Below are 20,228 nucleotides of genomic sequence, written 5' to 3'. Positions count from 1 at the left end.
TGGCGTTGACTTTTGGCACGCTGTTGAGTTCTCAAGGAACGGACGCTTCCTTCGAAACCGTTTCACCGGTTTCTCCGGGCGCTTCCCTTCGGTGTTTCAAACACTATCAGACCGATTTCTTTTCTCCGAATCCGCGCTTTTCGCAGACATGCGAAAGCTGATCCGAAGATCTGTCGTCAGGTGACTGATGGCGCTGCCCAGACCTGGATGTTCCCGCAGTGGACTGCGGCGCTTCATCCGGGGCAGGGGTACGACAGTACAACCCTCGCGGAGCCGTGGCAAATCGATTCGGTGCCTCATGGGTGCCCTTCGGCCTGCACAGCTTGTGCGGAATCCGAAGTTCCTATGACTTACGCTTCTGGGCAGTGCGCTGCCCTGGACGGGCGGTGACCATGTGTGACGAGTTCTCCACCCCCCTGGGAGGCTTCCTATGACCACCGTGACCTCCCCGCTCGCCGGGCGTGTGATCGGACTCGCGGCCGTACCCGATCCGGTGTTCTCCGGGGCGATGGTCGGTCCCGGCACCGCGATCGACCCCGTACTCGAGCCCACCGTGGCAGTGGCCCCAGTCGATGGCATCGTCGTCTCGCTGCATCCCCATGCGTTCGTCGTCGTCGACGGGGAGGGGCACGGTGTGCTCACTCACCTCGGTATCGACACTGTTCAGCTGGGTGGCAAGGGATTCGAGGTACTGATCAACAAGGGCGACACCGTGCGGCGCGGGGACCCCGTGGTGCGCTGGGACCCCGCGACCGCGGTTGCCGCCGGGAAGTCGCCGGTCTGCCCGGTCGTGGCGCTTGAGGCCACCGCCGACTCGCTGGTGGAAGTCAGTGCGGATGTGGATGTGAAGTCCGGCGACACTCTTTTCAGCTGGACATGAGCTCAGTGCCGGTCGGAGCCGGTCTGATCGGCCGTTACGGCGAGTAGACAACCACCGCGGCGGGTTATCCCGCCACATCGAACCGGAGACGGGTGTGATGGAGACAACGCTGCGAGGCGTCGGCGTGAGCCACGGTGTGGCGATCGGCGAGGTGCGGCACATGGGGACCGCGGTCCTGGAGCCGCCGGCGAAGCAGATTCCGTCGGACGAGGCGCCACGCGAGCAGGGGCGTGCCCGGCAGGCCGTCGAGGCTGTGGCGGCCGATCTGATGGCGCGCGGCAACCTGGCGGGCGGTGAGGCGCAGGCCGTGCTCGAGGCGCAGGCCATGATGGCGCAGGACCCGGAGCTGATGGCCGATGTCGAGCGGCGCATCGCCGTGGGCAGCACCGCTGAGCGCGCGGTGTACGACGCCTTCGCCGCGTACCGGGCGCTGCTCGCCGGGGCCGGGGAGTACCTGGCCGGGCGGGTGGCCGACCTGGACGATGTGCGGAACCGGATCGTGGCCCGGCTGCTGGGGGTGCCGATGCCCGGTGTGCCCGACAGCGACCAGCCGTACGTACTGATCGCGCGGGACCTGGCCCCCGCCGACACCGCGCTGCTCGACCCCACCCTGGTGCTCGGGTTCGTCACCGAAGAAGGCGGGCCGACCAGTCACAGCGCGATCCTCGCGCGTGCCCTGGGTGTGCCCGCGGTGGTGGCGCTGCCCGGCGCCGGTGAGCTGGTCGAGGGGACCCTGATCGCGGTCGACGGCAGCACGGGAGAGATCTTCGTGTCCCCGACCGCGGAGAAGCAGACCGAGCTGGCCCTGGCCGCGGAGGAGCGAAAGGCCGCGCTGGCCGCGTCCTCCGGGCCGGGTGCGACCTCGGACGGTCACAAGGTGCCGCTGCTGGCGAACATCGGCGGCCCGGCTGATGTCGCGGCGGCCGTGGAGGCCGGTGCCGAGGGTGTGGGGCTGTTCCGCACGGAGTTCCTGTTTCTCGACGACAGCACCAAGGCGCCGTCGGAGGAGAAGCAGATCGAGGCGTACCGCCAGGTGCTCGAGGCCTTCCCCGAGGGCCGGGTCGTGGTGCGGGTCCTGGACGCGGGCGCCGACAAACCGCTGGACTTCCTCACCCCGGCCGACGAGCCCAACCCGGCGCTGGGCGTGCGCGGGCTGCGCACCCTGCTGGACCACCCGGATGTGCTGCGGACGCAGCTCACGGCGCTGGCCAAGGCCGCGGCGGGGCTGCCCGTCTACCTGGAGGTCATGGCCCCGATGGTGGCCGACCGGACCGACGCCAAGGCGTTTGCCGACGCGTGCCGGGAGGCGGGGCTGCGGGCCAAGTTCGGCGCGATGGTGGAGATTCCGTCCGCCGCGCTGCGGGCGCGCTCGATCCTCCAGGAGGTGGAGTTCCTGTCGCTGGGCACCAATGACCTGGCGCAGTACACCTTCGCCGCGGACCGCCAGGTCGGCGCGGTGTCCCGGCTCCAGGACCCGTGGCAGCCCGCGCTGCTCGATCTGGTGGCCGCTTCGGCCGACGCCGCGCAGGCCGAGGGCAAGAGCTGCGGCGTATGCGGCGAGGCCGCGTCGGATCCGCTGCTCGCATGTGTGCTGACCGGCCTGGGCGTCACCAGTCTGTCCATGGGCTCCGCGGCGATTCCGTATGTGCGTGCCACGCTGGCCAAGCACACGCTCGCCCAGTGCGAGCGTGCGGCTGCCGCGGCCCGCGCGGCGGACACCGCCGAGGACGCGCGCGTCGCCGCGCAGGCGGTGCTGTCCGGCGAATGAGCCGATGATGTTGTGAGGCCCGTCCCCAGGGGGCGTTCCGCCGCAAGGTGTGCGGTGGGACGCCCCCTGTGTCTGTGCCTGCCTCGTGTGTCTGTGCGGTCATTCCCCTTCCGGGGCAGTGCGGTCCGGTGTGTCCGGGGCATCCGGTGCGTCCGGAGCCGGCAGTGGGATGCCCGGCCGGTACTCGACGCCGTGCTCGGGCGGGACCGGCTCGCCGGTGTCCGCGTCCGTGCAGTACGCGCTGAAGACCTCCGCCTCGCTCAACGGCCGCAGCCAGCCCTGGTGCAGCGACCAGCCGCGGACCGTGTCCGGGGATCCGGGCGCGCTGGTGCGCAGCACGATGCCGCCAGGGCTGTCCGTGGCGATTCCGCAGGCCAGCACGGTGCTGAAGATCAGGACCTCGGTGCCGTCGAGGTCCGCCGACCTCTCCACCGGCCCCTCCCCCGTCGCTTCCGCGTGCACCACGGCCACCAGCGGGACGCTGCTCGCCATGACGCTGCACACCACGTGGTGGCTGCCGGGCCCGGCAGCCGTGAGCAGTCGCCGCAGCGCGGCCCGGGCGCGGCGGAACGCGGCGTGGCCCGGATCGTCCGCGCAGCCGCAGCCGCCCGCGCGGGACAGCAGGGCCGTGGCGTACTCCCAGGTGGCCTGCTGCTCGGCCGCGCCGATGAGCCGCTGGAGGAGCTGGTCGAGCGGCTGGCCCTCATACGTCACGGTCGGGCCCGCGGCGGCGACTTCGGCCGTATAGCGGGTGCGGGCGGCGGAGGTGTCGGGGTCGATGCCGGAGTCCGCGCAGAACTCGTCGTACTCGACCGGGTCGAACAGCGCGATGGATGTGTGCACGCCCTGCGACGCGAGCATCCGCAGCAGCCCCTCCGTCTGCCGCAGATACACGGTGTGGTCGTCGAAGGCGAACGACGCATACTGCCGCATGGCCGCAAAGTCCTCCTCGTCGGCCAGCAGCGCCACCGTGCTGGGCGCCTCTCTGCGCAGCGCGCGCCGCGCGGTGCGCTCCCTCCGCTGTGTGCCACCCGGTGTGCTGTGTGGTGTGGTGTGCGCCATGACTCCCCCTCAGCGCGGTCGATCAGTGCTCACTCACCGTAACCGGGGGCACTGACAACGCACCGTCGCCGAGGTGGTGTCAGGCGTCCGGCCCGGCCGGCCGCTCACGCGCCAGGCGCTCGTAGAAGCGCAGCAGCTCCACGTTGTCGACCGAGCCCGGGTTGACGGCCTTGTCCAGGGCGGTGCCCTGGAGCAGGCGCTTGACCGGCACCTCGATCCGCTTGCCGGTGAGGGTGTGCGGCACGCCGGGCACCTCGATGATCTCGTCGGGCACATGGCGCGGGGAGAGCTGTTCGCGGATGGTGCGCTTGATGCGGTCGCACAGCCCCGCGTCGAGGGAGGCGCCCGGCGCGAGGTGGACGAACAGCGGCATCCAGTAGCCGCCGTCGGGCTGTTCGACGCCGATGACGAGGGATTCGCGGATCTCGGGGAGGCGTTCGACGGCCTCGTAGATGTCCGCGGAGCCCATCCGTACGCCCTGCCGGTTGAGCGTGGAGTCGGAGCGGCCGTGGATGACGACCGTGCCGCGCGAGGTGAGGGTGATCCAGTCGCCGTGCCGCCAGACCCCGGGGAACATGTCGAAGTAGCTGTCGCGGTAGCGGCTGCCGTCCGGGTCGTTCCAGAAGCGGACCGGCATGGACGGCATGGGTTGGGCGACGACCAGCTCGCCGACCTCGTCGATCACCGGTTCGCCGCTCGGGTTCCATGCCTGTAGGTCCGTGCCGAGCCCGGGGGCCTGAAGCTCCCCGATGTGGACGGGGAGGGTGGGGACGGCGCCCGCGAAGCAGCTGCACACGTCCGTGCCGCCGCTGACCGAGGCGATCCACATGTCGCCCGTACTGCCGGCGGCGAACTCGTCGTGGATCCAGCGGAAGCCGTCCGGCGGGAGCGGGGAGCCGGTGGTGGCGACGCAGGCCACGCGTGAGAGGTCGAAGTCGCGGGCCGGGTGGACCCCCGCCTTGCGGCAGGCCATGACATAAGCCGCCGAGGTGCCGTAGAGCGTGGTCCCGGTGCGTTCGGCGATCCGCCACTGGGCGGCGGTGTCCGGGTAGCCGGGGCTGCCGTCGTAGAGGACGACGGTGGCGCCCGCCAGCAGGCCCGACACCAGGAAGTTCCACATCATCCAGCCGGTGGAGGTGTACCAGAAGAACCGGTCGCCGGGTCCCAGGTCGCAGTGCAGGCCGAGCTGTTTGAGGTGTTCGATCAGGATGCCGCCCTGGGACTGGACGATCGCCTTGGGCAGTCCGGTGGTGCCCGAGGAGTAGAGCACCCACAGCGGGTGGTCGAACGGCACCTGCTCGAAGACCGGTTCCGCCGCCTCGCGCACCACGGCGTCCCAGTCCAGCGCGCCCTCGGGGGCGGGGGTGCCCAGCAGCGGGATGTGGACGACGGCGCGCAGGGTGGGCAGTTCGCGGCGCAGCTCGGCGACGGTCTCGGTGCGATCGTGCTCCTTGCCGCCGTAGCGGTAGCCGTCCACGGTGAACAGGACCACCGGCTCGACCTGCTGGAAACGGTCCAGGACACTGCGCGCGCCGAAGTCGGGGGCGCAGGAGGTCCATACGGCGCCGACGGCGGCGGTGGCCAGGAGCGCGACGACGGCCTGCGGGATGTTGGGGAGGTAGCCGCTGACCCGGTCTCCGGGGCGTACGCCCAGCCGGCGCAGCTCGGCGGCGACCGCGCCGACCTGGCCGCGCAGCTCGGCCCAGCCGACGGGCCGCGGTTCGTGGCTCTCGTCGACGTGGAGCAGCGCGGGTTCGGCGGCGCGGGCGGGGTCCTCGGCGGCGCGCAGCGCGTGTTCCGCGTAGTTGAGGGTGGCGCCGGGGAACCACTGGGCGCCGGGCATGGCGGCGTCGCCGAGCACGGTGTCGTACGGGGTGGCGAAGCGCACCTCGAACCACTCGGCGACCGCCTGCCAGAAGCGCGCCAGCTCGGTCACGGACCAGCGGTGCAGCGCCGCGTAGCTCGCCGCCGGGTCGGCGGGGTCGGGGGCGGGGGCGCCGTGCCGCTCGGCCGCCCAGATGTGGAAGCGGGTGAGCTGGGCGCGGGCGATCCGCTCGGGGCCCGGCTGCCACAGGGGTCTCGGCAGGTGGTCTGGGTGCGCTGCGGTGGTCATCTGTCGGCTCCCGGCTCCCGGCGGTGCGCGGCTGCGCGTGGTGTGTCCGTTCAGGACGATGCCATGTGATCGACTTGTACACCAGGGCCGCCACTCCATATAGAGGGCCGTGGGGATGTGTGGGGACCACGGGTGAACGGCAGTTGAACAGCCGCACGCACGGGGTGTTGTCAGTGGCAAGGTGATCATCATGGATGCGCGTGACCTGGTGCGGTCGGTGAAGGTGGTCAGTACGGCGCAGGGGCTCAGGTCGCTGCGCTCGGCATGGCGGCGTCGGCGTTCCGACGCGGTCGGGCTGCCGCGGCGCGGACCGGAGCGCGCTCGGGTGCCGGGCCTGGTGCGGGGCGCGGACCCGGAGCCGGGGGGCGGGGTGGTGCGCTTCGCGCGGTCCTCGCTGCGGGTGCGGGTGACGGCGGGCGGCGCGGTGTTCTGCGGCTGGGACGGCGCCGAGCCGGAGCCCTCGTACGCGCTGGACGGGTCCTGCCCGGACCCGGACGAGCGGGTGCGGCTCGAGCCGGATACGGACGGTGGCTGGCGGGTGGTCGCCGAGCGGGTGACGGTGACGGTCTCGCGGAACGGGGCGGTGGAGGTGCGCACCCCGGGCGGGGTGGTGCTGCGGCGGGATCTGCCACCGCGCTGGTGGGAGCCGGTGGCGGGTGATGCGGCGGGTGATGTGTCGGGCGCCGGCGGTGTGGCGGCGCGCTGGGAGCAGCGGTCGCAGGTCGCGGCGGACGCGCGGTTCTTCGGGCTCGGCGGGCGGGCGTCCGGGCCGCGGCTGCGGGACGGCTCGTACCGGCTGTGGAACACCGATCCGGGCGGCAGCTTCGAGCCGGGGGACGATCCGCTGTATCTGACCATGCCGGTGCAGCTGGTCGTGGCGGACGCGGGCACGCATCTGGTGTTCCACGACAACTCGTGGGACGGCACGGTCACGCTGCGGGAGGGCGAGGAGGGCGAGGGGTCCGGGCACGACCGGCCGGGCGGCTGCCGGACGCGGATGGAGGGCGGCCCGCTGCGCTACTGGGTGATCGTGGGCACGCCCGCCCGGGTGCTGCAGAGCTGGGCGGCGCTCACGGGCGCCGCCGCGGTGCCGCCGAGCTGGGCGCTGGGCTACCACCACGCCCGCTGGGGGTTCGGCGGTCAGGAGGAGGTGCGGCGGGTGGTGGCGGGCTACCGGGAGCGGGGGCTGCCGTTGTCGGCGCTGCACCTGGACATCGACCACCTCGCCGGGCACCGGGTGTTCACGGTGGACACGGAACGCTTCCCCGATCTGCCCGGGCTGGCGGCGGAGTTGCGGGAGGGCGGGACGCGGCTGGTGTCGATCGTCGATCCGGCGGTGAAGGCGGAGCGCGGCACCGCGGTGTACGACAGCGGCGCCGCGCAGGACGCGTTCGTACGCGACACGCGCGGGCGCGAGGTGCGCGGGGTGGTGTGGCCGGGCGAGGCGGTGTTCCCGGACTTCACCGATCCGCGGGTGCGCTCATGGTGGGGCGGGCTGTACGCGGACCGGCTTGAGCAGGGTTTCTCCGGGGTGTGGCACGACATGAACGAGCCGGTCTCCTTCGCGGCCTTCGGCGATCCGACGCTGCCGCGCTCGGCCCGGCACGTCCTGGAGGGCCGCGGCGGCGACCACCGCGAGGCGCACAACGTCTACGGTCTGGCGATGGCGCGGGCCGGCTACGAGGGGCTGCTGAAGCTGCGGCCCGAGGAGCGGCCGTTCCTGTTCTCCCGCTCGGGGTGGGCAGGGCTGCAGCGGTACGGGGGCAGTTGGTCCGGGGATGTGGCGACCGGCTGGCCGGGGCTGCGCGCCTCGCTGTCCCTGGTGCTGGGGCTCGGCCTGTCGGGGGTGCCGTACTCCGGTCCTGACGTCGGCGGGTTCACCGGCAGCCCGTCCCCCGAGCTGTATCTGCGCTGGTTCCAACTGGCTTCGTATCTGCCGCTGTTCCGCACCCATTCGGCGATATGGGCGGGGCGGCGGGAGCCGTGGGAGTTCGGGGAGCAGGTCCTGGAGCACGCGACGGCCGCGCTGCGCGAGCGGCAGCGGCTGCTCCCGTACTTCGTCACGCTGGCGTACGAGGCCCGGCGCACCGGGGCCCCGTACGCGCGGCCGGTGTGGTGGCGCTGGCCCAAGGACCGGGCGCTGCGCGACTGCGAGGACGCGTTTCTGCTGGGGGACGCGCTGCTGGTGGCGCCGGTGCTGGAGGAGGGCGCGGAGCGGCGGTCGGTGCGGCTGCCGCGCGGCCGCTGGTACGACACGGCGACCGGCCGGGCGTACGAGGGGCCGGGGCAGGTGGTGCTGGACGCGCCGCTGTCGCGCGTCCCGGTGCTGGCGCGGGCGGGCGCGGTGGTGCCGGTGGCGGGCGCGGACGGCGGGGTGGAGCTGGAGGTGTGGGCTCCGGCGCAGGCCCGCGGGCACGGCTGGACGCTGGTCGTGGACCCGGGCGACGGCTGGGACAAGCCGGAGTCGGTGCGGTTCACCACGCGGCTGCGGGACGGCGAGGTGGTGGTCGAGCGGGCGGGCGCGGCGGAGCCCGGGTATCCGGTGCGGGTGCGCGGTCAAATGCCGCAGGAGCGGCCGCGCGGGCGGTGAGTCGCGTACTGGCAGCGATTCGCGTACTGAGTGAGGCAGTCAGTCGCGTACTGGATAAGGGCGGCCGGGGCTTGTTCGGAACCCCGCCGTCCTGATATCTGAGGGGGCCATGCCGAGATTCACTGCCGCGCTGCGCGCGCTCGCCCTGCCCTTCGCCGCCCTCCTGGCCGTCTCCGCCTCGCCCGCCCCGGCGCAGGCACAGGCCGAAACCAAGGCCCCGAAGGAGTTCGTGGCGCTGAGCGACGTGGACCCGACGATCCTTCAAGAGATCCGCTACTACACCCCGCACAACTTCACCGGCCACCGCGTGGACGGCTACCGCGAGCCGCTGTGCATCCTGACCCGCCCGGCCGCCGAGGCGCTGCACCATGCGCAGTCCACCCTGCTGCGGCAGGGCTACACGCTCAAGGTGTACGACTGCTACCGGCCGCAGCGCGCGGTCAACGACTTCGTCGAGTGGGCCAAGGACCTCGACGACCAGTCGATGAAGGGGGAGTTCTACCCGGACGTCGACAAGACGCGGCTGTTCGAGGACGGCTACATAGCGGAGAAGTCGGGGCACAGCCGGGGCAGCACCATGGACCTGACCATCGTGAAGCTGCCCGCCGTGCCCACCCGTCCGTACGAGCCGGGCGAGAAGCTGGTGCCGTGCTACGCGCCGAAGGACGAGCGGTTCCCGGACAACTCGGTGGACATGGGCACGGGTTACGACTGCTTCGACACCCTCTCGCACACGCTGGACCCGCGCATCCAGGGTGCGCAGCGGGCGAACCGGCTGCTGCTGAAGGACACGCTGGAGGGTCTGGGCTTTGTGAATCTGGCCGAGGAGTGGTGGCACTACACCTACAAGCCTGAGCTGTTCCCGGACACCTATTTCGACTTCCCCGTCTCGCACAAGGCGCTGCGCGGAAACTGAGACCGCGGGCGCACCCGGTGGGCGGCACGGCTCACAGCCGTCCGCCCGCCGGGTCGGCGGAGAGCCGCTGGGCGACGTGGACGGGGAGCACGGACAGGGCGACCAGCAGCGCGGCGACCACGTTGACGACGGGGGCCTGGTGGGGCCGGGCCAGGTTTTCGTAGATCCAGATGGGCAGGGTGCTGGTCCCGGGTCCGGCGGTGAAGGTGGTCACCACGATCTCGTCGAAGGACAGCGCGAAGGCCAGCAGCCCGCCCGCGAAGAGCGCCGAGCGGACGGCCGGGAAGGTGACGTACCGGAAGGTCTGCCAGGGGCGCGCGCCGAGGTCGGCGGATGCCTCGGCCATCGAGGGCGCGACGCGGCGCAGCCGTGCCCCGACGTTGTTGAAGACCACGACGACGCAGAAGGTGGCGTGCCCGACGACCACCGTGAACAGGCCGAAGCCGACGCCGAAGGGGTCGAGGACGGTGCGGAAGGCCGCGTTGAGGGCGATGCCGCTGACGATGCCGGGCAGCGCGATGGGCAGCACCAGCAGGAAGGACACGGTGTGCCGCCCGAAGAAGCGGTGGCGGTGGACTGCGAACGCGGCCATGGTGCCCAGCACCAGGGCGATGGCGGTCGCGGCGAGCCCGGCCCGTACGGAGGTGAGCAGCGCCTCCCGCGCGCCCTCGCTGTGCAGCGCGGCGCGCCACCACCGGCCGGTCAGGCCGCTGGGCGGCCAGCCGAAGGAGCGGTCGGAGTTGACGGAGTTGAGCAGGACCAGCAGCAGGGGCGCGTAGACGACGGCGAGCCCGGCGGCGGTGACACAGCCGAGGGCGATACGGGCGGTGCGCGACAGCCGCACGGGTGGTACCTCCTTCAACAGGCCGAGTGGGCGGGCGGGCAGGGTGTCAGAGGGAGTCGAGGGCGCCGGCCCGGCGTACGGCGGCCAGGTAGCAGACGATGAGGACGACGGGCACCGCGGAGAGCGCGGCGGCCATGGGCAGGTCGAGGGTGACCTGTGCGGCGATGACGTTCCCGATCAGCTGGGTCTTGCCGCCGACGATCTGCACGGTGATGTAGTCGCCGAGGCTGAGCGAGAAGGTGAAGACCGATCCGGCCAGCAGCGCGGGGCGTACGGCGGGCAGGACGACCGAGCGCAGCGTGCGCCAGGGCCCGGCGCCGAGGTCGGCGGAGGCCTCAAGCGCCCGTTCGGGGATCCGCTCCAGGGCGGCGTACACCGGCAGGATCATGTACGGCAGCCACAGATACGCCAGCACGATGATGACGGCGGTGGTGCCGTATCCCGGCCCGTGCAGCCCGAGCGGCGCCAGGGCCGCGTTGACGACGCCGTCCCGGCCGAGCATGACCCGCCAGGCGTACGCCTTGACCAGGTAGCTGGCCCAGAGCGGGGTGAGGACGGCGACCAGCAGTGGCCGGCGCCACCGGCGGCCCGCGACGCGCGCCATGAAGAAGGCCATGGGCAGGGCGAGGAGCGCGTCGATGAGGGTGACGGCGACCGCGATGGACAGGGTGCGCAGCGCGACGGTGCGGTAGACCGGGGTGGTCAGCAGCTCATGGAAGTTGTCGGTGTTCCAGGTGCGGACGACGTCCGAGGTGAAGGAGTCGGTGGTCCAGAAGGCGGAGATCAGCAGGACGCCGAGCGAGCCGAGATAGGCCAGGGTCAGCCACAGCAGCGGCGGGCCGAGCAGGGCCGCGAGGCGCAGCCGGGCGGCGGTGCGGGGGCCTGGGGCGGGACCGGAGGCGGGGTGGGCATCTGAGGGTGCGCCCGGGGCGGAGCTGGGTCCGGGGTCGGGGGCGGGGGCGGGGGCTCGCATCTCAGCCCTTGATCTCGGTCCAGGCCCTGGTCCATTGGGTGTAGTCGGTGCAGGTGGTGTTCTTACGGCCGTCGAGGCACTGCTTGATGGGGGTGGTCCAGAAGTGGACCCGCTGGTAGTAGCTCTCGTCGTCGGCGTGGTAGACGGCGCAGTGGCGGGGGTCGGCGGTCTTGGCGCATGCCTTGGCGTTGGCGGGGGCCTCGCCGAAGTACTCGGCGACCTGGGCGTTGACCTTCGGGGAGACGATCCAGTCGAGCCATTTGTAGGCGCAGTTGGGGTGTTCCGCCTTGGCGGAGACCATCCAGGTGTCGGACCAGCCGGTGGCGCCCTCCTTGGGCAGCACGGCCTTGACCGGTGCCTTGTCGGCCTGGGCGAGGTTGGCGATGACCTGCCAGGTGGTGCCGATGACGCTGTCGCCGCCCTTGAAGGAGGTGATCTCCTTCTGGTAGTCGCTCCAGTACTCCCCGACCGCCTTGTGCTGCTTCTTGAGCAGTGCGACGGCGGCGTCGAGCTGGGTGCGGTCCAGGGCGTACGGGTCCTTGATGCCCAGGGACGGCTTGGTCTTCATCAGGTACAGCGCGGCGTCGGCGATGTAGATGGGCGAGTCGTACGCGGTGACGTGCCCGCGGTAGGCGTCGGCGTCGTCGAAGACGGCGCGCCAGGAGTCGGGGGCGGGCTTGACCTTGTCGGTGCGGTACATGAGGAGGTTGGCGCCGCGGCCGTGCGGAATGCCGTACATCTGGCCGCTCTTGGAGTTGAACGGGCGCATCTTGAGGCCCTGGAAGATGTCCTTGTAGTTGGGCACCAGCTTGGTGTTGACGGGGGCGGCGTCGCCGGAGGCGATGAGGCGCAGGGTCGCGTCGCCGGAGGCGGAGACGGTGTCGTACTGCCCGGTCTTCATGAGGGAGACCATCTCGTCGGAGGTCCCGGCGACTTTGGTGTTGACCTGGCAGCCGGTCTTCTTCTCGAAGGGATGGACCCAGTCGGCCTCCGGGTCGTTGGAGCCGTCCTCCGCATAGCCCGCCCAGGCGATGATGTTGACCTTGCCCTCGCCCTTGCCGAGTTTTTCCGGGGCCTTCGCCCGCTCGCCGCCGTCGTCCGAACCGCAGGCCGTGACGGCCAGCAGCAGGGCGCACACCGCGGCCGCGGACCTCCCCACAGATGTCTTCCGCATCTTGGTCCTCCCCTATGACATGGCTGTCCGGGATTTCGTCAGTATCGCGCTGTCAGCTCGGTACGGGAAAGGCGTCGTTGTCGTCCCACAGCAGCCGGATCTCGGCGTCCGGGCGAACGGAGCGCGGCAGATCGGCCAGGTTCTGCCGGATCACGGTCAGCCGGTCGCCGTCCGGGAGCGCGACGGTGAAACGGGTGTGCGCCCCGGCGTGCACGATGTCCGCGATGCGCCCCGTCACGGTCCGCTCCCCGTCGGCGGGCGGCTCGGTGAGGCCGGCCAGGCGGATGCGCTCGGGCCGGATGCTGTACGCACCGGGGCGGCCCACCACGCGGACGGCCGCCGGGCCGCGCAGCAGGTTGGTGGTGCCCATGAAGCCCGCGACAAAGGCGGTGGCGGGGCGTTCGTACACGTCCACGGGCGGGCCGACCTGTTCGATCCGGCCGTCCGAGACCACCGCGACGCGGTCGCTCATGGTCAGCGCCTCCTCCTGGTCGTGGGTGACCAGGAGGAAGGTGATGCCGGTGGTGCGCTGAAGCTCCTTCAGCTCGGTCTGCATCTCCCGCCGCAGACCGAGGTCGAGCGCGGCGAGGGGTTCGTCGAGCAGCAGCACGGCGGGCCGGTCGACCAGGGCTCGGGCCAGGGCGACGCGCTGCCGCTGGCCGCCGGAGAGCTCGGCGGGGCGGCGCGGCCCGAAGCCGTCCAGTCGGACCGTGGCGAGCGCGTCGCGGGCGCGGGCGATGCGCTCGGCCTTGCGTACACCGCGCACCGTCAGGGCGTAGGCGACGTTCTGCTCGACGCTCATATGCGGGAAGAGGGCGTAGTCCTGGAAGACGGTGCGCACATCGCGGCGGTGCGGCGGCAGGGCGGTGACATCGCGGCCGGACAGCTCGACGCGGCCCGCGGTGGGCCGCTCGAAGCCGGCGACGAGGCGCAGCAGGGTGGTCTTGCCGGAGCCGGAGGGGCCGAGGAGGGAGAAGAACTCGCCTTCCGTGAGGGAGAGATCGACGCCGTCGACCGCCCGTACGGAGCCGAAGTCCTTGACCACGGCCACCAGCCGGACCGCCGCATCCGTCATGGCCACGCCTGCTCCCTCCATGGGGCGTCGTCAGGGCCCTCCGGGCTTTTGGTCACGCGCCCCGGCTGCGCCGGGAGGCGCCCTCCGTACCGGGGTTACGTGCCCCACGGCCGCTGTGCCACACTTCTGACGTATCGTCAGTTAATCGATTCCGCAGTCTGGGAGGCGTTGTGCCGCGCACCCGTACCCCGGTGGTCCCCGGGTGGTTCACCACCGAGGGTGAGGAGTTCCGGCTGCTGGGGACGCGGTGCCGGGCCTGCGGCTCGGTGTTCTTCCCGCGCGAGGACTCCTTCTGCCGCAGCCCCGGCTGCGCGTCCACCGAACTGGACGAGGTGCCGCTGTCCCGGCGCGGCCGCGTCTGGTCGTACACCGACGGGCGCTACCGGCCGCCCGCGCCGTACGTCAGCGATCCGGACGCCGAGTGGCGGCCGTACACGCTCATCGCCGTGGAGCTGGCGGCCGAGCGGATGGTGGTGCTCGGGCAGGGCGCGCCCGGGGTGACCCTGGCCGACCTGGCCGTGGGGATGGAGGTCGAGGCGGTGCCCGGGGTGCTGAACGAGGACGCCGAGCACATCTGGACCACCTGGAACTGGCGGCCCGTCGTGCCCGTCGTGCCCGTCGTGCCTGTCACCGGGGAGCGGTCATGACCGGCGACGGCCGCGATGTGGCGGTGCTGGGCGCGGGGATGCACCCGTGGGGCAAATGGGGCCGCGGTTTCGTCGAGTACGGCACGGTGGCCGCGCGCGCCGCACTGGCCGACGCCGGTCTGGACTGGCCGGCCATCGGGTCCGTGGTCGGCGCGAACACCTTACGGTCCGGCTACCCCGGACAGGTGGCGGGCGCGACCTTCGCGCGAGCACTCGGCTGGCAGGGGGCGCGCGTGACCAGCGTGTACGCCGCCTGCGCCTCCGGTGCGCAGGCCATCAACACCGCCCGCACCCAGATCCTGGCCGGGCTGGCGGACACCGTGCTCGTCGTCGGCGCGGACGCGGCGCCCAAGGGATTCTTCGCCCCCGTCGGCGGCGACCGGCCCGACGACCCCGACTGGCTGCGCTTCCGGCTGCTGGGCGCGACCAACCCCGCGTACTTCGCGCTCTGGGCGCGCCGCCGGATGGCCGTATACGGCGACACGCCCGAGGACTTCGCGCGCGTCAAGGTGAAGAACGCGGCCGCGGGAGCCGCCAACCCCCGCGCCCGCTACCGCACGGCCGTCACCGCCGAGGACGTCGCCGCCTCCCCGGTCGTCGCCGATCCACTGCGGCTGCTGGACATCTGCGCGACCTCCGACGGGGCGGCGGCGCTCGTGCTGAGCAGCATGGACTTCGCCCGGCGGCAGGGCGTCCCGCGGCCGGTGCGGATCCGCGCGGTCTCCACCGTCACCCCGCGCTATCCGCGCACCGCGCTCGACCTCCCGGACATCGCGACCGACTCGGCGGCCGCCGCCCTGGACCCGGAGCCCGACACCTTTCGCGCCGCCATCGCACGGGCGGCGTACGAGGAGGCGGGGCTCGGGCCCGAGGAGCTGTCGCTGGCGGAGGTGTACGACCTGTCCACCTCGCTGGAGCTGGAGTGGTACGAGGACCTGGGGCTGTGCGGGGCCGGGGAGGGCGCGAAGCTGCTGCGCGAGGGCGCCACCGCGCTCGGCGGGCGGCTGCCGGTCAACCCGAGCGGTGGCCTCGCGTCCTTCGGCGAGGCGGTCCCGGCGCAGGCCATCGCCCAGGTGTGCGAGCTGACCTGGCAGCTGCGGGGCCAGGCCGGGGAGCGGCAGGTGGCCGGGGCGCGGGCCGGGATCACCGCGAACCAGGGGCTGTTCGGGCACGGGTCGTCGGTGATCGCGGTCCGGTGAGCGCGGCGGGCGTGTGTCGGTGCGTGTCGGGCATCGCGGTCCGTCGGGCGCGCCGCGCGTCTGAGCGTGTCGCGCGGGTCAGGCCAGTGACAGGAACAGCTTCTCCAGCCGCGCCCGCGTGCGCTCCCGGGTCTGCGGCCGGGCGCCGTTCTCCTCGGCGAGGCAGTGCTGCAGACCGTTGGCGATGATCGCGAACCCCGCCCGGTCCAGCGCCCTGGACGCGGCCGCCAGCTGGGTGATCACCTCTTCACAGTCCCGGCCTTCCTCGATCATCCGGACGACCCCGGCGATCTGCCCCTGGGCCCGGCGCAGCCGGTTCAGCACCGCGGTCAGCTCCTCGGCCGCCAACTCCAGCCCCAGTTCCGGCTCCACAGCCCCTCCCCTTCCAGATACCCGGCGGGCGACCTGCCCGGCCGGAGAAGTCCCGAGACACACCACGGCCCGCACCCCGGACGGCGGGGTACGGGCCGTATCGCCGACGCGGCCTGGCGGCGCCTCGCTAGCGCCTGGCCGCGGAGGCCATCATCGCGTGCTCGACGACCGAGATGAGCACGCTTTTGGCGGATTCCCGCTCCCGGGCGTCACACAGGATGACCGGTGTGCCCGGGTCGAGGTCGAGTGCGTCGCGCACCGCGTCCTCGGGGTAGCGGGTGGCGCCCTGGAAGCAGTTGACCGCGACCGTGAAGGCGATGCCGCGCCGCTCGAAGTAGTCGACCGCGGCGAAGCAGTCCTCCAGCCGCCGGGTGTCGGCGAGGACGACGGCACCCAGCGCGCCCGTCGCCAACTCGTCCCACAGGAACCAGAATCGGTCCTGTCCCGGGGTGCCGAACAGATAGAGCACCAGGTCCTCGCGGAGCGTGATGCGCCCGAAGTCCATGGCCACGGTGGTGGTCGTCTTGGCCTCCACCCCCGCGATGTCGTCGACCGGCCGGCCCGCCTCGCTGAGCAGTTCCTCGGTGCGCAGCGGTTTGATCTCGCTCACCGCGCCCACCAGAGTCGTCTTGCCCGCGCCGAACCCGCCCGCCACCAGAATCTTCAGCGTGATGGGGTCAACGACATGAGAGCGGCCCATGTCAGAGTGCCCGTAGACCATTGATCACCTCGCGCAGAATCCTCTCGTCCGGCAGTTCCGCCGGAGGTACGGGCCGGGACACTCGGACGAGTGCCGCGTGCAACAGGTCCCCGATGAGCACCCGGACGACGCCGACCGGCAGGTCGAGTTCGGCTGCCAGTTCGGCGACGGACTGAGGGGAGTCCCGGCTCAGCTCGACGATGTCGATGTGCTCCGGGGACAACGTCTGGTCGGCGACGGGCATGTGGTTGACGCTGTCGGCGACGACCACCGCGATGAGGTCGAGCTTTCCCTCGGCGGCGCTACGGGTGCGACCCCGTGTCATCGCGTAGGGCCGGACCACCGGTCCCGCCGCGTCGTCGAACCAGCGGGCGTCGCCTTCACCCTCTGCGGACATCTCCCCTCTCCCCCGTCACCCGCCGGCTCGAGGCGCGCTGCCCAGATGCACGCCCACCCGCTTGACCAGCAGCGTCATCTCGTACGCCACCTGTCCGACGTCCGAGTCGGCGTCGGCGAGCACCGCCAGACAGCTGCCGTCGCCGGCCGCGGTGACGAACAGGAAGGCGTCGTCGAGCTCGACGATGGTCTGGCGGACCCGCCCGACGTCGAAGTGGCGGCCCACTCCCTTGGCGAGGGAGTGGAAGCCCGAGGCCACGGCCGCCAGGTGCTCACCGTCCTCGCGGGACAGGTCACGGGATCCGCCGGTGGGCAGGCCGTCGCCCGACAGCACCAGCGCCTTGCGGATGCTGCCGACGCGCCCGACCAGTTCATCGAGCAGCCAGTTCAGCTCGCCAGAACCTCTCGGCGAGGCGTTCCGTGCTGCGTGCGGTGCGGTCATCGACCGTCCCCCTCATATGTTGTTCCAGGTGCTGTGTCCGACCCGCCGTTCCCAGTGGCCGTCTGGCGCCGGCCGCGCTGCCATCCCCGTTGGAGCGAGGCCATGGTGGCCCGCGCCTGTTCGGCGTCGCGCTCGGGGTCGGTCTCGGCAGGGTATCGGTCCGCCTCGGTCTGCGGAGCGGGGTCGTTCTTCAACTGGGGTGCCAAGCTGGCCTGCCGCACCCGTTTGGGCAGACCGGACGCCGACCGCTGGGCCGGCACCGGGCGTTCCGGTCGCTCCGGGCGCTCCGGTCTGGTGCGCTCCCCGTTCCAGGCTGCCTGCGCCTGCTGCTCGGGGGCGGGGGCTCGGCCCGCGTTCCAGGACGCGGATCCACCCTGGCCGTCGGCCGGGCCCGGGCCGTCGGAACGGCCCTCCCTCTGGGCCCAGGACGGCTGCGCACCGCTCTGCGTACGGTCCTGCTGTGCACCGCTCTGCGGGCGGGCGTGCCGGCCGCCGGCCGGGGCGCCCCGCACCGGGCGGCCGTTGTCGGAGACGAGCACCGGCGGGACGCGGCGGGGCAGCGGCGCGGGGCCCTGGTCCCGGCCGCCCGGCGCGCCGTCCCGCGCCTGCTGATGCTGCGCCTCGGGCATCCGCTGATGCGGCACGGGCCCGGTGGGCCTGGCGGCCGCGGGCGGCGTCTGCGACAGCCCGCGGGCGCGGAAGATCGCGCCCGCTTCGTCGTCGTCCTCGACCGCGTCCTCGGCACCGGCCTGTGCGAGCGGCGCGACGGACGGCTCGAGTTCGACCGGCCCGTCGACCACCGACACCTTGCGGCCCGCCCGGTCGGAGAAGTCGGAGAAGGAGACCGGCGGCTCCTCGTAGGAGACCGGCGGCTCCGCGACGGCCTGCAGCCTGCTGTCCGGACCCATCCTGACGTCGGAGACGCCGCGCCCGCGGTCCCGGCCGCTCTCGTACGCACCGCTCTCGTAGCTGTCGTCGGCGTCCTGGCCGCCCTCACCGCTGTCGGTGAGCAGGGCCGAGGGGATGAGCACGATCGCGGTGGTGCCGCCGTACGGGGAGGGCTGCAGCGAGACCCGTACGCCCTGCCGCTGGGCGAGCCGGCTGACCACGAACAGGCCGAGCCGGTCGGTGTCGGACAGCTCGAACTCCGGGGTCTCGGCGAGCCGCTGGTTCGCCTCCAGCAGCGCGTCGGACGTCATGCCCAGGCCCCGGTCGTGGATCTCCAGCGTGAACCCCTTGGCGACCCGCTCGCCGTGCACCTGAACAGCGGTGTGCGGGGGCGAGAAGACGGTGGCGTTCTCCAGGAGCTCGGCGATGAGGTGGGTGAGGTCGCCGACCGCCGGGCCGTTGACCGCGAGCCGCGGCATGCGCCGGACCTCGATCCGCTCGTAGTCCTCGACCTCGGCGACCGCCGCGCGGACGACGTCCATGAGCTGGATCGGCTTGCGCCACTGCCGGGAGGGGGCCGCGCCGGAGAGGATGACCAGGCCCTCGGCGTGCCGCCGCATACGGGTGGTCATATGGTCCAGGCGGAACAGGTCGGCGAGCTCGTCGGTGTCCTCGGTGCGCCGCTCCATCGCGTCCAGCAGGGTCAGCTGGCGGTGCAGCAGCACCTGGCTGCGGCGGGCCAGGTTGACGAAGACGTCGGAGACGCCCTGGCGCAGCTCGGCCTGCTTGACGGCCGCCTCGACGGCGGCGCGCTGCAGGGTGTTGAGGGCCAGGCCGACCTGACCCATCTCGTCCTGGCCGAACTCGCGGCGGGGCGCCTCGGTCTCCACATCGATCTGCTCGCCGGCGCCCAGACGGCGCATCACGTTCGGCAGCCGCACGCTGGAGGCGTCCTGGGCGTCCTTGCGCAGCCGGGACAGGTCGCGGATCAGAGTGCGGCCGATCCTGAACGACACGAAGATCGAGGCGAGCAGGGCCAGCAGGCCGAGGATTCCGGCGGCACCGGCCCTGAGCATGACGTCGTCGGCCACCGGGTCGATGCGCTTCTGGAGGCGGTCGGTCGCCTCCTTGCCCAGCCGGTCGTAGTCGTTGAGCATCGGCTGGGCGGCGGCCTCCCAGTGCTTCCGGTCCAGGACGCGGAGCGCGTCGGACGGCTTGGTGGAGGCCATGAGCTTGCCCTCGGCCAGGCGCAGCGCGGCGGGCGCGGCGTTGTTGCGCCGGTAGTCCGAGAAGATCTTCTGCTCGGAGGCGGGCAGGATCGGCAGGCTGGTCTCGTACAGCAGATTGCGCTCGGCGATGAGGTCGGAGATCGCGTGCATATCCTCCGGGAGCATCTTGCGCGCCGTCAGCGCCGAGACGTACAGCGCGTCCTCGCGGGAGAGCGCCTCGCGGGCACGGATCATGGCGACCAGCGCACGGCCCTGCTTGTCCAGGTCCGTATCGGGCACGGCGTGCAGCGAACTGCGGAAGGTGTAGCAGAGGTCGACGAGTTTGTTGTAATACTCATATGCCGCCGCGCGGCTGGCGCCGTGGTCCTCCACCTTGCGCCGCAGGCCGTCCAGGCCCTCGGCCGCCTTGAGAATGGCGGCGAGCTGATCCTCCGAATCGGAGTTCATCATGTCGCGCACATCGCCGTCCGCGGCCGCGTCCCTCAGGACGCCGATGACCTCGTCGGTCTTGCGCTGCAGCGCGTGGAGCACGGGAAGTGCGTCGGCCTGGCGCGGATCGGCCAGGAGGACGAGGGTCTGCCGGCGCTCCTTCTGAATGGCGTGAACAGCCTCCTCGGCCGGCTGACCGGCCTTGTCGATGATGTCGGAGGCGTCCAGGAGCCGAATCGCCTCACGAGTGGTGATCACTGTAGCGAAGGCCCAAATTGCCGTCAGCGAGACAAGTGGCACCAGCAACAGCGCCACGATCTTCCGGCGGATCGATTTCCCGCGAAAGCGCATGGCCTCCCCAACGTCAACCCCGTTGTACGGGGGCGGTGTTCGAGTTCCGACAACAAGCGGCGCGAGCCTACTACTGCCCGTTCGACAACTCGAAGGGCTGTCCGCTTGATGCCGGGGCCGGTCACCCTGCCGCCATCATGAGTTGTCCGGTGATGGGCTGACTTACCCCCCGGCGCCCCA

The 20,228-nt window shown here is 72.1% G+C and carries 17 protein-coding genes; 6 read left to right on the top strand and 11 right to left on the bottom strand.

Going from position 1 to position 20,228, the window contains the following annotated elements; all coding sequences use genetic code 11:
- The first annotated feature begins 430 nt into the window (after window positions 1-430).
- Both ACFV2X_RS09235 and ptsP read left to right on the top strand, forming a co-directional pair.
- Window positions 431-880 carry a PTS glucose transporter subunit IIA gene (locus ACFV2X_RS09235; protein WP_385613458.1) on the top strand — a complete coding sequence of 150 codons (450 nt, stop codon included), beginning with the start codon at window positions 431-433 and terminating at the stop codon, window positions 878-880.
- A gap of 97 nt (window positions 881-977) precedes the next feature.
- Window positions 978-2,648, top strand: a complete 1,671-nt coding sequence (gene ptsP / locus ACFV2X_RS09230) for a phosphoenolpyruvate--protein phosphotransferase (protein ID WP_089510048.1) — start codon at window positions 978-980, stop codon at window positions 2,646-2,648.
- Between the two features lie 99 nt (window positions 2,649-2,747).
- Here the strand turns inward: ptsP and ACFV2X_RS09225 are convergent, their stop codons facing one another.
- Window positions 2,748-3,710, bottom strand: a complete 963-nt coding sequence (locus tag ACFV2X_RS09225) for a hypothetical protein (protein WP_385613454.1) — start codon at window positions 3,708-3,710, stop codon at window positions 2,748-2,750.
- A 79-nt stretch (window positions 3,711-3,789) separates the two neighbouring features.
- Window positions 3,790-5,823, bottom strand: coding sequence for an acetoacetate--CoA ligase (locus tag ACFV2X_RS09220; protein WP_385613451.1), 2,034 nt, complete (start codon window positions 5,821-5,823; stop codon window positions 3,790-3,792).
- 190 nt (window positions 5,824-6,013) lie between these two features.
- On the opposite strand from ACFV2X_RS09220, the gene ACFV2X_RS09215 reads away from it, so the two are divergent.
- Entirely contained in the window at window positions 6,014-8,413 is a 2,400-nt protein-coding gene (locus tag ACFV2X_RS09215; RefSeq protein ID WP_385613448.1) for a glycoside hydrolase family 31 protein, read from the top strand.
- 109 nt (window positions 8,414-8,522) lie between these two features.
- Window positions 8,523-9,329 (top strand): M15 family metallopeptidase, encoded by an 807-nt coding sequence (locus tag ACFV2X_RS09210; RefSeq protein WP_385613446.1) that lies wholly within the window; start codon window positions 8,523-8,525, stop codon window positions 9,327-9,329.
- A 31-nt stretch (window positions 9,330-9,360) separates the two neighbouring features.
- Here ACFV2X_RS09210 and ACFV2X_RS09205 read toward each other — a convergent pair whose 3' ends face one another.
- Genes ACFV2X_RS09205 through ACFV2X_RS09190 form a run of 4 tightly spaced genes read right to left on the bottom strand, consistent with a single transcriptional unit; the run spans window position 9,361 to window position 13,395 of the window.
- Window positions 9,361-10,173, bottom strand: coding sequence for an ABC transporter permease (locus tag ACFV2X_RS09205; RefSeq protein ID WP_385613444.1), 813 nt, complete (start codon window positions 10,171-10,173; stop codon window positions 9,361-9,363).
- A 46-nt stretch (window positions 10,174-10,219) separates the two neighbouring features.
- Window positions 10,220-11,146 (bottom strand): ABC transporter permease, encoded by a 927-nt coding sequence (locus ACFV2X_RS09200; protein ID WP_385613441.1) that lies wholly within the window; start codon window positions 11,144-11,146, stop codon window positions 10,220-10,222.
- A 1-nt stretch (window position 11,147) separates the two neighbouring features.
- Window positions 11,148-12,320 (bottom strand): ABC transporter substrate-binding protein, encoded by a 1,173-nt coding sequence (locus ACFV2X_RS09195; RefSeq protein ID WP_385613438.1) that lies wholly within the window; start codon window positions 12,318-12,320, stop codon window positions 11,148-11,150.
- A 52-nt stretch (window positions 12,321-12,372) separates the two neighbouring features.
- Window positions 12,373-13,395 carry an ABC transporter ATP-binding protein gene (locus ACFV2X_RS09190; RefSeq protein WP_385613494.1) on the bottom strand — a complete coding sequence of 341 codons (1,023 nt, stop codon included), beginning with the start codon at window positions 13,393-13,395 and terminating at the stop codon, window positions 12,373-12,375.
- Between the two features lie 170 nt (window positions 13,396-13,565).
- On the opposite strand from ACFV2X_RS09190, the gene ACFV2X_RS09185 reads away from it, so the two are divergent.
- Together ACFV2X_RS09185 and ACFV2X_RS09180 are read left to right on the top strand one after the other, a co-directional pair.
- Window positions 13,566-14,042 carry a Zn-ribbon domain-containing OB-fold protein gene (locus ACFV2X_RS09185; protein ID WP_385613435.1) on the top strand — a complete coding sequence of 159 codons (477 nt, stop codon included), beginning with the start codon at window positions 13,566-13,568 and terminating at the stop codon, window positions 14,040-14,042.
- Window positions 14,039-15,241, top strand: a complete 1,203-nt coding sequence (locus ACFV2X_RS09180; protein WP_385613433.1) for a lipid-transfer protein — start codon at window positions 14,039-14,041, stop codon at window positions 15,239-15,241. The genes ACFV2X_RS09185 and ACFV2X_RS09180 overlap by 4 nt, the downstream gene beginning before the upstream one ends.
- Before the next feature lie 78 nt (window positions 15,242-15,319).
- Here ACFV2X_RS09180 and ACFV2X_RS09175 read toward each other — a convergent pair whose 3' ends face one another.
- From ACFV2X_RS09175 to ACFV2X_RS09155, 5 genes are all read right to left on the bottom strand, one after another.
- On the bottom strand, window positions 15,320-15,601 hold the full coding sequence (locus ACFV2X_RS09175) for a metal-sensitive transcriptional regulator (protein ID WP_385613491.1): 282 nt from the start codon (window positions 15,599-15,601) through the stop codon (window positions 15,320-15,322).
- Window positions 15,602-15,740: 139 nt separating this feature from the next.
- On the bottom strand, window positions 15,741-16,334 hold the full coding sequence (locus ACFV2X_RS09170) for an ATP/GTP-binding protein (protein WP_385613430.1): 594 nt from the start codon (window positions 16,332-16,334) through the stop codon (window positions 15,741-15,743).
- Complete coding sequence (locus tag ACFV2X_RS09165; RefSeq protein WP_385613427.1) at window positions 16,315-16,710, bottom strand: DUF742 domain-containing protein; 396 nt, start codon at window positions 16,708-16,710, stop codon at window positions 16,315-16,317. The genes ACFV2X_RS09170 and ACFV2X_RS09165 overlap by 20 nt, the downstream gene beginning before the upstream one ends.
- A 15-nt stretch (window positions 16,711-16,725) precedes the next feature.
- Window positions 16,726-17,151, bottom strand: a complete 426-nt coding sequence (locus tag ACFV2X_RS09160) for a roadblock/LC7 domain-containing protein (protein ID WP_014174597.1) — start codon at window positions 17,149-17,151, stop codon at window positions 16,726-16,728.
- Window positions 17,148-20,048: a nitrate- and nitrite sensing domain-containing protein gene (locus tag ACFV2X_RS09155; protein WP_385613424.1), complete on the bottom strand. Its 2,901-nt coding sequence runs from the start codon at window positions 20,046-20,048 to the stop codon at window positions 17,148-17,150. Before ACFV2X_RS09155 ends, ACFV2X_RS09160 begins: the two co-directional genes overlap by 4 nt.
- Window positions 20,049-20,228 lie beyond the last annotated feature (180 nt).

It is taken from the genome of Streptomyces sp. NPDC059679 (genome assembly GCF_042734105.1).
Taxonomy (GTDB): domain Bacteria; phylum Actinomycetota; class Actinomycetes; order Streptomycetales; family Streptomycetaceae; genus Streptomyces.
The sequence above is the reverse complement of the archived record's forward strand: the minus strand, read 5'-3'. Positions and strand labels throughout refer to the sequence as shown.

Bases quoted from the DNA above. Each gene is read 5' to 3' on its own strand.
- ACFV2X_RS09235 (WP_385613458.1), top strand. From the start codon at position 431: ATGACCACCGTGACCTCCCCGCTCGCCGGGCGTGTGATCGGACTCGCG.
- ptsP (WP_089510048.1), top strand. From the start codon at position 978: ATGGAGACAACGCTGCGAGGCGTCGGCGTGAGCCACGGTGTGGCGATC.
- ACFV2X_RS09225 (WP_385613454.1), bottom strand. From the start codon at position 3,710: ATGGCGCACACCACACCACACAGCACACCGGGTGGCACACAGCGGAGG.
- ACFV2X_RS09220 (WP_385613451.1), bottom strand. From the start codon at position 5,823: ATGACCACCGCAGCGCACCCAGACCACCTGCCGAGACCCCTGTGGCAG.
- ACFV2X_RS09215 (WP_385613448.1), top strand. From the start codon at position 6,014: ATGGATGCGCGTGACCTGGTGCGGTCGGTGAAGGTGGTCAGTACGGCG.
- ACFV2X_RS09210 (WP_385613446.1), top strand. From the start codon at position 8,523: ATGCCGAGATTCACTGCCGCGCTGCGCGCGCTCGCCCTGCCCTTCGCC.
- ACFV2X_RS09200 (WP_385613441.1), bottom strand. From the start codon at position 11,146: ATGCGAGCCCCCGCCCCCGCCCCCGACCCCGGACCCAGCTCCGCCCCG.
- ACFV2X_RS09195 (WP_385613438.1), bottom strand. From the start codon at position 12,320: ATGCGGAAGACATCTGTGGGGAGGTCCGCGGCCGCGGTGTGCGCCCTG.
- ACFV2X_RS09190 (WP_385613494.1), bottom strand. From the start codon at position 13,395: ATGACGGATGCGGCGGTCCGGCTGGTGGCCGTGGTCAAGGACTTCGGC.
- ACFV2X_RS09180 (WP_385613433.1), top strand. From the start codon at position 14,039: ATGACCGGCGACGGCCGCGATGTGGCGGTGCTGGGCGCGGGGATGCAC.
- ACFV2X_RS09170 (WP_385613430.1), bottom strand. From the start codon at position 16,334: ATGGTCTACGGGCACTCTGACATGGGCCGCTCTCATGTCGTTGACCCC.
- ACFV2X_RS09165 (WP_385613427.1), bottom strand. From the start codon at position 16,710: ATGTCCGCAGAGGGTGAAGGCGACGCCCGCTGGTTCGACGACGCGGCG.
- ACFV2X_RS09160 (WP_014174597.1), bottom strand. From the start codon at position 17,151: ATGACCGCACCGCACGCAGCACGGAACGCCTCGCCGAGAGGTTCTGGC.
- ACFV2X_RS09155 (WP_385613424.1), bottom strand. From the start codon at position 20,048: ATGCGCTTTCGCGGGAAATCGATCCGCCGGAAGATCGTGGCGCTGTTG.